8 protein-coding genes are annotated in these 11737 nt (G+C 71.6%); 5 read left to right on the top strand and 3 right to left on the bottom strand.

Features of this window, described 5'->3' with window-relative positions:
- Positions 1–269 precede the first annotated feature (269 nt).
- A complete protein-coding gene (gene mfd / locus ACI3KX_RS10860) occupies positions 270–3902 on the top strand; it encodes a transcription-repair coupling factor (protein ID WP_404909720.1) in 3633 nt (1210 codons plus the stop codon).
- A gap of 65 nt (positions 3903–3967) precedes the next feature.
- On the opposite strand, the gene ACI3KX_RS10855 is transcribed toward mfd, so the two are convergent.
- Positions 3968–4921 carry a DUF1214 domain-containing protein gene (locus ACI3KX_RS10855; protein ID WP_404909719.1) on the bottom strand — a complete coding sequence of 318 codons (954 nt, stop codon included), beginning with the start codon at positions 4919–4921 and terminating at the stop codon, positions 3968–3970.
- A gap of 76 nt (positions 4922–4997) precedes the next feature.
- Between ACI3KX_RS10855 and ACI3KX_RS10850 the strand changes: the two genes are divergently transcribed.
- The 4 genes from ACI3KX_RS10850 to ACI3KX_RS10835 all read left to right on the top strand — a co-directional run bounded on the left by ACI3KX_RS10850 (position 4998) and on the right by ACI3KX_RS10835 (position 8596).
- On the top strand, positions 4998–5369 hold the full coding sequence (locus ACI3KX_RS10850; RefSeq protein WP_363352976.1) for a VOC family protein: 372 nt from the start codon (positions 4998–5000) through the stop codon (positions 5367–5369).
- A 106-nt stretch (positions 5370–5475) separates the two neighbouring features.
- Positions 5476–6075, top strand: a complete 600-nt coding sequence (locus ACI3KX_RS10845) for a gamma carbonic anhydrase family protein (RefSeq protein ID WP_404909730.1) — start codon at positions 5476–5478, stop codon at positions 6073–6075.
- Between the two features lie 87 nt (positions 6076–6162).
- Positions 6163–7848: an MFS transporter gene (locus ACI3KX_RS10840; protein WP_404909717.1), complete on the top strand. Its 1686-nt coding sequence runs from the start codon at positions 6163–6165 to the stop codon at positions 7846–7848.
- Positions 7849–7888: 40 nt separating this feature from the next.
- Positions 7889–8596: a DUF2652 domain-containing protein gene (locus ACI3KX_RS10835; protein ID WP_404909716.1), complete on the top strand. Its 708-nt coding sequence runs from the start codon at positions 7889–7891 to the stop codon at positions 8594–8596.
- 79 nt (positions 8597–8675) lie between these two features.
- Here the strand turns inward: ACI3KX_RS10835 and ACI3KX_RS10830 are convergent, their stop codons facing one another.
- Complete coding sequence (locus tag ACI3KX_RS10830; RefSeq protein WP_363352970.1) at positions 8676–8846, bottom strand: hypothetical protein; 171 nt, start codon at positions 8844–8846, stop codon at positions 8676–8678.
- Between the two features lie 69 nt (positions 8847–8915).
- On the bottom strand, positions 8916–11588 hold the full coding sequence (locus ACI3KX_RS10825) for a phosphoenolpyruvate carboxylase (RefSeq protein WP_349427961.1): 2673 nt from the start codon (positions 11586–11588) through the stop codon (positions 8916–8918).
- Positions 11589–11737 lie beyond the last annotated feature (149 nt).

Below are 11737 nucleotides of genomic sequence, written 5' to 3'. Positions count from 1 at the left end.
GGTGGAGCCCACGCGCCGGGCGGAACGTGCGGGTTCTGAGGCGCATCGGGCGCGGCGGGCTGGCTCACAGGCTCATCCTAGGAGAGGGTCGGTCGACACCCGTCGGCGTCGGTGGCGCGCCGTAGCCCGCTCGTTCCGCGAGGCGGCCCCGTGTCGGCGGCGCGCCGTAGCCCGCTCGTTCCGCGAGGCGGCCCCGTGTCGGTGGCGCGCCGTAGCACGCTCGTTCCGCGAGGCGGCCCCGTGTCGGCGGCGGGCCGTAGACTCGTGCGGTGACAGTTCCCGGGATCGTCCGCGCCCTCGAGCAGGCTGAGCCGTTTCGGGATGCGGTGGCCGCGGCATCCGTCGATGCCGACTTCTCGCTCGTCGAAGGGCTCGACGCCCCGCTCCTCGCCGCCCTGATCGAACGCCGCCGTGCCGCGGGCAAGCCGCCCCTTGTCCTGCTGATCGCGCCGACGGGTCGCCGGGCGGAATCGCTGGGTCCGGCGCTGGGCGCACTGCTGCCCGGGGCCGAGGTGCTCCACTTCCCCGCGTGGGAGACCCTTCCGCACGAGCGGCTGAGCCCGAGCGCCGAGACCGTCGGCGCCCGGCTCGACATCCTCACGCGCATCGCGCGCTGGGACGCCGCCACACCGCTCGTGATCACGGCGTCGGTGCGCGGCGCCATCCAGCCGCTCGCGGCCGGGCTCACCGATGTGCCGCCCGTCGAGCTCGTCGTCGGCGCCCGCGGGCACGACCTCGGCGAGGTGTCGGCCCGCCTCGTCGAGCTCGCCTACCATCGCGTCGACATGGTCTCGCGTCGCGGTGAGTTCGCGGTGCGCGGCGGCATCCTCGACGTCTTCCCGCCGACCGCCGCGCACCCGTACCGCGTCGAGTTCTTCGGCGACGAGGTGGACGAGATGCGCGCGTTCTCCGTCGCCGATCAGCGTTCGCTGCCCGGCGAGGTACGGGACGTCACCCTGCTCCCCAGTCGTGAGCTGCTGCTCACCGAGCCCGTGCGCGGCCGGGCACGGCAGCTGAAGGGCGAGTTCCCGGGCCTCGCCGGCATGCTGGAGAAGATGGCCGAGGGCATCCCGGTCGAGGGCATGGAGTCCCTGCTGCCGGCCGTCGTCGACAGGCTCGTGACCGTGGTGGACTACCTGCCCGAGGGCTCGGCCGTCGCCCTCGTCGACCCGGAGCGCGCGGTCGCCCGTGCGATCACGCTCGGTGAGACGAACCGCGAGTTCCTCGAGGCGGCGTGGAGTGCGGCCACCGCAGGCGCGAGCACCCCGATCGACCTCGGCGCCGGCGACTTCCTCACGCTGCCCGCCATCCGCGCCGCGGCCCGCACGCGCGGCGGGGTCTGGTGGAGCCTCAGCTCGTTCGACTCAGGAGAGGCGGATGCCGCCGCCGAGGGTCTCATCGCCGACGACATCGACGTCGCGCTCGAGGCCGCCGCCGCGATCCGCGTGCCGGGATCGGCGGTGCCGTCCTTCCAGGGGAACGTGGAGGGCGCGACGCAGCACGTCGGCGCACTCCTCGCGGACGGCTGGCGCGTCGTGGTCGCGGCATCCGGGACCGGGCTCGTGGAGCGTGCGCGCGACGTGCTCGCCGAGCGGGGCATCGCCGCGCGCAGGGTCGAAGAGGTGCTGCATGCGCCCGAGCCCGGCGTGGCCCACCTCGTGCTGAGCACGCTGGAGCGCGGGTTCGAGGCGGCGGAGGCGAAGCTCGCCGTGCTCACCGAGTCGGAGTTCTACGGCCGCACCATCGGCGGCGACTCGCGCGTCGTGAAGAAGCTCGCGTCGCGACGCAAGGCAGTCGTCGACCCGCTGCAGCTGAAGGCCGGCGACTACGTCGTGCACGCGACGCACGGCATCGGCAAGTTCGTCGAGCTCACGCAGCGCGAGGTCTCCAGCGGCGGTCGCAATGCGATCAAGAGCGTGCGCGAGTACCTGGTGCTGGAGTACGCGCCGTCCAAGCGCGGCTATCCGGGCGACAAGCTCTTCGTGCCCACCGACCAGCTCGACCTGCTCTCGCGCTACGTCGGCGGCGAGGCGCCGGCACTGTCGAAGATGGGCGGCAGCGACTGGGCGCAGGCCAAGAGCAAGGCCCGCCGCGCCGTGCGCGACATCGCCGTCGAACTCGTCAAGCTGTACTCGGCGCGCATGGCGTCGAAGGGCCACGCCTTCGGTCCCGACACGCCCTGGCAGCGCGAGCTCGAAGAGGCGTTCCCATTCGCCGAGACTCCCGACCAGCTGCAGACGATCGACGAGATCAAGGCCGACATGGAGAAGCCGATCCCGATGGACCGGCTTCTGTCGGGCGACGTCGGCTTCGGCAAGACCGAGGTGGCGGTGCGCGCCGCATTCAAGGCCATCCAGGACGGCAAGCAGGTCGCGATGCTCGTGCCGACGACGCTCCTGGTCAAGCAGCACCTCGAGACGTTCACCGAGCGCTTCGCCGGCTTCCCGGTCAAGGTCAAGGCGCTCTCGCGCTTCCAGACCGACAAGCAGGCGCGCGAGGTGCTGGCCGGCCTCACCGACGGCACCGTCGACATGGTCATCGGCACGCACCGCATCCTCACCGAGAAGGTGATCTTCAAGGACCTGGGCCTCATGATCATCGACGAGGAGCAGCGCTTCGGCGTCGAGCACAAGGACCAGCTCAAGAAGCTCAAGACCAACGTCGACATCCTCGCCATGAGCGCAACCCCCATCCCGCGCACCCTCGAGATGGCGGTCACCGGCATCCGCGAGATGTCGACGCTGCAGACACCGCCCGAGGACCGGCATCCGATCCTGTCGTACGTCGGTCCGCGCAACGACAAGCAGATCGCCGCCGCCATCCGCCGCGAACTGCTGCGCGAGGGTCAGGTGTTCTATGTGCACAACCGCGTGCAGTCGATCCAGCGCGTCGCGGCGGAGCTCGCCGAGCTCGTTCCCGAGGCGCGCATCGCTGTCGCCCACGGACAGATGGGGGAGCACGCCCTCGAGGAGGTCGTGGACGCGTTCTGGGAGCGCCGCTCGGACGTGCTGGTCTGCACCACGATCGTGGAGACGGGCCTCGACATCTCGAACGCGAACACGATCATCATCGACCGCGCCGACAAGTACGGACTCAGCCAGCTGCACCAGCTGCGCGGACGGGTCGGCCGCGCCCGTGAGCGCGCGTACGCGTACTTCCTCTACGACGACATGAAGCCGCTCAGCGAGACGGCCGCCGACCGGCTCGAGACGATCGCGGTCAACAACGACCTCGGATCGGGCATGCAGGTCGCGCTGAAGGACCTCGAGCTCCGCGGCGCGGGCAACCTGCTCGGCGCCGAGCAGGCCGGCCACATCGCCGGCGTGGGCTTCGACCTGTACCTGCGCATGATCGGCGAGGCGGTCGCCACGTTCCGCGGCGAGGAGACCGAGGGGCCGGCCGAGCTGCGCCTCGAGCTGCCCGTTCAGGCCCGGATCCCGGAGTCGTACATCGACAGCGAGCGGCTGCGTCTCGAGGCGTATCAGAAGCTCTCGGCCGCGGCATCCGTCACCGCGCAGCCGGACGCGATCGACCTGGTGGTCGAGGAGCTCACCGACCGGTACGGCGAGCCGCCGGCCGAGGTCGAGGGTCTGCTCGCGGTCGCGCGGCTGCGGCGCCGCGCCGGGCAGGCAGGGCTCGCGGACGTCGTGGCGATGGGTCCGAACCTGCGCATCGCGCCGGCGAACCTGCCGGACTCGATGCGCGTGCGCCTGCAGCGACTGCATCCCAAGGCGAAGCTCGTCGCAGGCGGCGAGGCGATGGTCGTGCCGCTGCCCTCGGCCGGTGGTGCGCCGCTCGGCGACGACGAGCTGATCGCCTGGGTCGCGCAGCTGATCGAGCAGCTCTGGCCGCCGAAGAAGTCGGACGCGGATGTTGCAGCCGAGGCGGCCGTCAACGCCTGATCGCCAGCGTGAGTCACTCGCCCGTCAGCCGGCGGGCGGGACGCGGGGCGGCTGACGGACTCAGCTCAGGATGCCGTGCCTGCGCCGTCGAGGGTCGGGAACGCCCACGTGCCGTCGGTGACCTCGGCGCGCGGTCGGTACAGCCGCACGAGGTAGTTCCAGCCCTCGGCCACCGGGATGGCGTTCGGGGTACCGGGTGGGAAGTCCCCGAACCGCACGGTGGTGGAGCCGTCTGCGTCGCGAACGCCCGTGATGTTGTTGACCGTGTACATGTTCCGGTCGTTCGGCTCGAAGAAGCCCTCGGCGTTGTAGACCGAGATCGACCAGAATCCGTCGACCGGGACGTCGCCGACCGTGAGCTCGTAGCGGCCGACGGGAAGGCGCGGGTCCACGCCGATGTATGACGCCTCGCTCGACGGCAGGCCGCCCCAGCCGGCCGCGGTGCCGATCAGGTGTCGGACGGGGTCGACGTCGTCCTTCGATCCGAAGGTGCGATCGAACGCGGTCAGGTTCCGGGCGAGGACGAGCAGAGCCTCGCGGGTCTCGTCGAGCGACGCGACGTCGTAGTCGGGGTACGCGAATTCGACCGACGAGGCCGCGGTGAGGGTGATCGCGTCCTGGATGGCGGCGACTTCGGCCAGGTCGCTCGGATCGGCCGGGTCGACGAGCATCCGCACCGCCACGGTGACATATCGGGTGCCGAAGGTATCGCTCGCGAGCTCGTAGGATCCCGCGTCGTGGAAGATCGCGTCGACATAGTGGTCCTGGTCGACCACCATCGCCGACAGGTAGCGGTCTCCGTGCTCGGGAAGAGTCAGCGTCGCGCCGGCGGCGAGATCCACCACCGCGAAGCTGTACAGCGTGTCGCGGTTCAACCGGATCACCGTCTGGTTGTCGATCGCTGCGGGCTCGCGGTTGTGCACGAAGCGGTTGACACCGCCGGCTTGGGCTTGAAGATCGCGGAACATCCGATCCGTCTCGGCGCGGGCGAAGTCATCGACGTTCACGTGAAGGGTCACGAGCTCGATCCTGGCACAGTGCGCGACGCCCGCCCGCGGCGCGACGCAACGGGCTCGCGTGCGAGAGAGTGGGGGGATGGTGGCCGATCTTCGCATCGAGATCTTCCCCGACGACCTCGACCAGGCCGTCGACTTCTACACCCGCGTGCTCGGATTCTCCCTCGTGCGCGACGAGCGGCACCTCGAGTGGGCCTACGTCGCGCTGGAGCTCGGTCGCGTGCGCGTCGGGGCGGCAAGGCGCCCCTCGGTCGACGCCGCGCCGCGCCGCCCGCCGGTGGGCGTGGAACTCGTGCTCGAGACGGACGATCTGGATGCCGCCCGCCGGCGGATCGCCGACGAGGGCTGGCCCGTCGACGACGACGTGCAGGCGCAGCCGTGGGGCCTTCGCGATCTCCGCGTGCTGGATCCGAGCGGCTACTACTGGCGTCTGACCGAGCACCCGAGGTGACGCCCGCGCCGGCGACCGGGTGCGGTGCGGATGTGCCGCACTACGCTGTGAACCGACCGCGACGGCCCCGACGACGGGCGGGCCGGCACGGGATCGAGGAGGCATGATGCGTTTCGAGCACCTCGGGGCCCAGCCCCGCATCCACCCCGACGCTGTCGTCGCGGCGACCGCGGTGATCAGCGGCGACGTCGAGATCGGCGCCGACTGCCAGATCCTGCACGGCGCGGTGATCACCGCCGAAGGCGGCGCGATCACGCTGGGCGAGAACGTCATCGTGATGGAGAACGCCCTCATCCGGGCGACGGCCACGAACCCGGTGCACATCTCAGACCACGTGCTCGTCGGGCCGATGGCCAGCGTCTCGGGCGCCGTCGTCGAGGAGGAGGTGTTCCTCGCGACGGGCACGCGCGTGTTCAACGGGGCACGGCTCGGAGCCCGCAGCGAAGTGCGCATCAACGCGGTCGTGCACCTGCGCACGACGCTCCCGCCGGAGACCACGGTGCCGATCGGGTGGGTGGCAGTGGGCGACCCGGTGCAGATCCTTCCGCCCGACCGCCACGAGGAGATCTGGGCCGCGCAGCGCGAGCTCGACTTCCCCGGCTACGTCTTCGGACTGGACCGCGACACCCCCGACCTCATGGTGCAGCTCACCGAGCGCTACGGTCGCAGCCTCGCCCGTCACGTGGACGACCGCCGCGTGGACTGACATCCCCGCGCATCGGCCGCGTACGCGGGCGGTAGCGAGATCAACGTGGCTCTGGCCTTCCCACGGCTCAGGCCGTAGGGTCGCGACATGGGCCGTCTGGGGACCCGTTCGAGGCTCGATCAGGCCGTGGGGGCCTTCTCGAGCAACTGGCGCAACCCCAATCTGCGGCGCGCGCAGCTGAGCTTCCTCGGGGCGTGGACTGCGGAGTGGGCGTTCACGGTGGCGCTCGGCATCGTCGCGTACAACGCCGGCGGGGCGCTCGCCCTGGGCGCGGTGGGCCTGCTGCGCATGCTGCCCTCCGCGCTGCTGGCGCCGATCCTGTCGCCGTTCGCCGACCGAGGGCGGCGTGAGCGCGTGCTCGTCGTCGTATCGGTGGTGCGGGGCGCCGCCACCGCGGTAGCGGCGGTCGTCGTGGCCGTATCAGGCCCGATCGCGGTCGTCTACGCGCTCGCGGTCGTCTCGACCATCGCGGCGACCATGTTCCGGCCGGCGCATTCCGCGCTCCTGCCCACGCTGTGCCGCACCGGGCACGAGCTGGCCAGCGCCAACGTCGTGCGAGGGCTGCTGGACTCCGTCGCGACGCTCGTCGGGCCGCTCGTCGCCGCGATCCTGCTGGCCTTCACCGATGTCTCCGTCGTGTTCGCCGTCGCGGCGCTCGCGTCGTTCTGGGCGGCGCTGCTGCTCTTCCGCGTGCGCTACGACGCGCCGCCGAGGCCGGCGGCACCGCGGCGCGACCTGCTGAGGGAGGCGGCCGAGGGGCTCGCCGCGGTGTGGCGGAGCCGAGATCTGCAGCTCATCCTCGGCCTGGCGGCTGCCCAATCGATCACGCGGGGTGCGCTCACGGTCTTCTCGGTCGTGGTCGCCATCGAGCTGCTCGGCATGGGCGAGCCGGGCGCTGGATCGCTGATGGCGTCGGTCGGAGTGGGAGCGGTCCTCGGCTCGCTCGCCGCCTCACTGCTCGTCGGGACCCGCCGACTGGGCGCGTGGTTCGCCGTCGGCGTTGCGCTGTGGGGTCTGCCGCTCGCCCTCGTCGGCGTCTTCCCCGCACAGGCTGCGGCGCTCCTCCTGCTCGCCTTCGTCGGGGTCGGCAACGCGTTGATCGACCTCGCCGGGTTCACGCTGATCGGCAGGCTGACCCCGGACGCCCTGATGGCGCGCGTCTTCGGTGTGCTCGAGAGCCTGGTCGCCGTCTCCATCGGCGTCGGCGCGATCATCGCGTCGGTGATGGTCGCGTGGCTCGGCGTCGAGGGCGCGCTCATCGCGATCGGCATGCTGTGCCCGGTGCTCGCACTGGCATCGTGGTGGCGGCTGCGCGGCCTCGATCGGTCCGTCGGTGCGCTGGACGCCGAAGTCGGCCTCCTCCAGCGGGTGCCCATGTTCCAGCCGCTCCCGCTGCCCGCGATCGAACAGCTCGCGCGCGGACTGGAACGGGTCGAGGTGGCACAGGGCAGCGCCGTGTTCACTCAGGGCGACGTCGGCGACCACTACTACGTGATCGAGAGCGGCCGGGCCGACGTGCTGGGCGACGGTCGCGTGATCGCCACCCTGGGCGAGGGTGAGGGCTTCGGCGAGATCGCACTGCTCCGCCGGTCGCCGCGGACGGCGACGGTGGTCGCACGCACGCCGCTCGAGCTGAAAGCGCTCACCGCGGACCGGTTCACCGCCGTCGTGCTCGGCTACGCGCCCAGCGCGCAGGCGGCCGCCACGACGGTGGAGGAGCAGCTGGGTCGCTACGCGCCGGACGACCTGCTCGAGGAGCCTCCGGCATCGTGAGAGCCGCTGTGATGAACGACCGACGAAGGGAACTGGGCACATGGGGACAGAGCGAACGGCCCTGCTGATCGCTGATATCGGCGGCTACACCGAGTACATGGGCTCGCACCGCATGACTCTCGCGCACGCCGAGGTCAACACCGCGCGGATGCTGGAGAGCATCGTCCGTGCGGCGAGCGGGTTCGAACTCGTCGAGATCGAGGGCGACGCGGCCTTCCTCTCTCGGCGGGCCGTGACGCGGGATCCCGACACGATCCTCGCGGACATCCTGCAGCTGGCTGTCGTCATGCACCGCGCCTTCCATCTCGAGCGCGAGTACGTGGTGCAGAACCTCTGCCCGTGCGGGGGGTGCCGCCAGGCGCGGAACCTGACCCTGAAGTTCGTGGCGCACGTCGGCGATGTCGCGACCCAGCGGGTGGGCGGCCGCTCCAAGCTCGTCGGCATCGATGTGATCCTGGTGCACCGCCTGCTGAAGAACTCCGTCGGCATCCCCGAGTACGTCCTGCTGACGGACGAACTCTGCCGCTCCGACGCGGCATCGCTTCCCGAGTCTGCGAACGAGCTCGCGCCGGACCTCGAGGGCATCGGCATCGTCCGCGCCTACTTCGTCGACGTCGCCGATCTGGACCACGTCGACGCGGTGCCGCCGGCTCCGACCCTGCGGTCCCGCCTCGGCAGCACCTTCTCGGCCGTGGGCCGCGGGCTTCCCTACATGCTGGGCACGAGGAAACCGCGTCGCACGCGATAGCGAGCGGGCGCCGATGCAAGCTCACCAGGCATCGGTCGTCCCGGCCGCGCGGCCGACGGCCCCGCGGCATCCGCCTTCGTCAGTCCCAGAGCAGGCCGCAGTCGCGGCAGCCGAACTCGAGGCGGTCGACCCAGCCGTCGTCGAAGGCGTCTCGACGATCCCACTCGATCCGGAACCACTTCGGCTCGGTCGCCCGCACATCGAGCGACCCGCACCGGGGGCAGACTTCGGCGGCGACGATCCGTGCCATGGGCGCTACGGTACGCCCGGCCGTCGGGGATCCGGGGTGCGACGCGCGTGTCGCCGCACTCGGCGCGGGTCAGCCTGTGTTCTGCAGGCCGGCGGCGACGCCCGACACCGACAGCAGCAGGAGTCGCTGGAGCTCGGGGTCGACCGGGGCTCCCTCGGGAGCCGCGCGGAGCGCGCGCAGGGCGCGCAGCTGGAGGAGCGAGAGCGCATCGACGTAGGGGCTTCGCATCTTGACCGCCCGCTGCAGAACCGGCTTGTTGCCGAGCAGCTCCGTGCCGCCGGTAATGCGGACGACCCAGTCCCGCGTGACCCGCATCTCTTCGCGCACCAGCGCGGCCAGATCGTCACGGTCGCCGAGCTCGAGGTAGTGCAGTGCGATGCGATCGTCGGTCTTCGCGAGGCTCATGGCGACGTTGTCGATGAGCGTGCGGAACAGCGGCCAGTCCTGGTACGCCTGCTGCAGCAGCGGCTCGTCGCCGACGGCGTCGAGTGCGGTGCCGAGCCCGAACCATCCCGCGAGGTTGATGCGCGCCTGCGTCCACGCGAACACCCAGGGGATGGCCCGCAGGTCCTCGAGGGATTCGACCGACAGTCCGCGGCGGGCCGGGCGCGAGCCCAGCGCCAGCAGGCCGATCTCCTCCATCGGTGTGACCCGGGCGAACCACGGCGCGAAGCCGGGAGCCTTCACCAGTGAGAAGAAGCGCTCGCGGGATGCCGCGTCCAGCGTCGCTGCGACGCCCGCGTACTTGTCTGCCGCCGCGCGGTTGCGCTCCTCGTTCGACGGCGACGAGGCGAGCAGGATCGCGGCCGCGACCTGGTCGATGTGCCGCATCGCGATCGCCGGGTCGCCGTAGCGCGCGAAGATCACCTCGCCCTGCTCGGTGAGCTTGAACCGGCCGTCGACCGAGTGCGGGGGCTGCGCCATGATCGCGGAGTTGGCCGGACCGCCGCCGCGGCCCAGCGCCCCGCCGCGACCGTGGAACAGTGTCAGCTCGATCCGGTTCTCGTCCGCCCAGGCAGCGATCTTCGCCTGCGCCTCGTAGAGGGCGAGGTTCGCGGCGACGGGGCCGACGTCCTTCGACGAGTCGGAGTAGCCGAGCATGACCTCCAGGCGCCGGCCGGTGGCCTCCAGCCGCGCTGCGAACTCCGGGTGCTCGACGATCTCGGCGAGGATGCGGGGCGCGGCCTGCAGGTCGGCGAAGGTCTCGAAGAGCGGGATGACGTCGAGGACAGGGGGCGTGCCGTCGGGGCCGACCGCGTACGCGGCGAGCTTGTGGACGGCGGCGAGGTCCTCTGCCGACTGCGTGAACGACACGATGTAGCGTCCGGCCGCGCGCGGGCCGTAACGCTCCTGCAGGAACCCGACCGTGCGGATGACGTCGAGCACCTCCTCGGCCAGCTCGCTGCGCGCCGCCCCGGACTCGAGCTCGGCGAGCACCTTGGCGTGCACGGCCGAGTGCTGCCGCACCTCGAGCTCGGTGAGGTGGAACCCGTACGTCTCGACCTGCCACAGCAGCTGCTGCAGGTGCCCGTACGCCTGGCGCGGCGCGCCGGCCTGCACGAGGGAGTCCTGCACGACGCGGAGATCGGCCAGCAGGTGCTCGGGGTCGGCGTACGCGAGGTCGGCGTTGCGGGCGCGCGTCGCCTCGATCTTGCGGGCGATCAGCAGCACGATGCGGCGATGCGGCTCGTCGGGGGAACGCTTGGCGATGTCTTTCGCGGCGTCCTCATCGGCGGCCTTGAGGCGCTGCCAGAGCGCCAGCAGCGCGTCGCTCGGCGGCGTTGTCGTCGCGTCCAGCGTCAGCGTGCGGCCGATGCGGCTCGCGGTGCGTGCGAGGCCCAGCAGCACGTGCTCGCTCGCGATCGCAGAGGCCTTCCGGGTGACGGATGCCGTGACGAACGGGTTGCCGTCGCGGTCGCCGCCGACCCACGAGCCGACACGCACGAAGGGGCGCACCACCGGGGCGCGGCCGCCCGCGGCCGGTCCCTGCAGCGCGTCGTCGACGCGGCGGTAGACGTGGGGGACGGCCGTGTAGAGCGTGTCGTCGAAGACGGCCATCACGGCGCGCACCTCGTCCGTCGGAGCGGGCTTCTCGGGGCGCAGCGGCGCCGTGCGCCACAGCGTGTCGATCTCCTCGAGCATGCGGCGCTGTGCCCGTCGCTCGTCGGCCCCGCCGCGCAGCGACGCGTCGTGCTGCTCGAGGAGCGTGGCGAGACGGCGGATGCTGGTCGACACCGCGCGGCGGCGCGCCTCGGTGGGGTGCGCGGTGAAGACGGGGTGGAATCGCATGTTCTGCAGACGCCGCAGCGCCGTGTCGTCGCCGACCTCGGCGGCCAGGCGCACGAAGGCCGCGGCGACCGAGTCGGTCGCCTGCTCGCGCTCGGGACGTCCGTCGCGCTCGCGCAGGATGCGCACGCGCTGGTGCTCCTCGGCGAGGTTCACGAGGTGGAAGTACGCGGTGAACGCCCGGGCGACCTCGTCGGCGCGGGCGATCGTGAAGGAGTCCGCGATCGCGGCGGCGCGGGCGAAGGCCTCGGGCGTCTCATCGGTGTAGGCCTGGATGGTCGCGGTACGCAGGCGCTCGACATCCTCGTACAGTCCCGGGGATCCGCTCTCGCGCAGCACCTGACCGAGCAGGGTTCCCAGCATGCGCACGTCGCTGCGCATCTGCTCGGGGATCGCCTGCTCCGCCTCGTACCGCCCGACGAGGTCGATCGCTTCGGTCTGGGTGAGTTCACGCATCTGTCCAGGCTAACGGCGCGCTGTCGCCGCGCCGTCACGGCGGACGTTGTGTGACGACGGTCCTGCCGGCCTCCCGCCGAAGAACATCGGATCGTTACACTGCCCCTGGAGAGCCGGGTTCGTCGATGGCTCAGGACGGGGTCGACGCG

Origin of the sequence: Microbacterium sp. ZW CA_36 (assembly GCF_044987475.1) — a bacterium.
GTDB lineage: Bacteria > Actinomycetota > Actinomycetes > Actinomycetales > Microbacteriaceae > Microbacterium.
Note: the sequence above shows the minus strand (reverse complement) of the source record. Positions and strands in the feature narration are given on the sequence as shown.

Bases quoted from the DNA above. Each gene is read 5' to 3' on its own strand.
- ACI3KX_RS10830 (WP_363352970.1), bottom strand. From the start codon at position 8,846: ATGGCACGGATCGTCGCCGCCGAAGTCTGCCCCCGGTGCGGGTCGCTC.
- ACI3KX_RS10825 (WP_349427961.1), bottom strand. From the start codon at position 11,588: ATGCGTGAACTCACCCAGACCGAAGCGATCGACCTCGTCGGGCGGTAC.
- ACI3KX_RS10835 (WP_404909716.1), top strand. From the start codon at position 7,889: ATGGGGACAGAGCGAACGGCCCTGCTGATCGCTGATATCGGCGGCTAC.
- ACI3KX_RS10850 (WP_363352976.1), top strand. From the start codon at position 4,998: ATGGTGGCCGATCTTCGCATCGAGATCTTCCCCGACGACCTCGACCAG.
- ACI3KX_RS10845 (WP_404909730.1), top strand. From the start codon at position 5,476: ATGCGTTTCGAGCACCTCGGGGCCCAGCCCCGCATCCACCCCGACGCT.
- ACI3KX_RS10840 (WP_404909717.1), top strand. From the start codon at position 6,163: ATGGGCCGTCTGGGGACCCGTTCGAGGCTCGATCAGGCCGTGGGGGCC.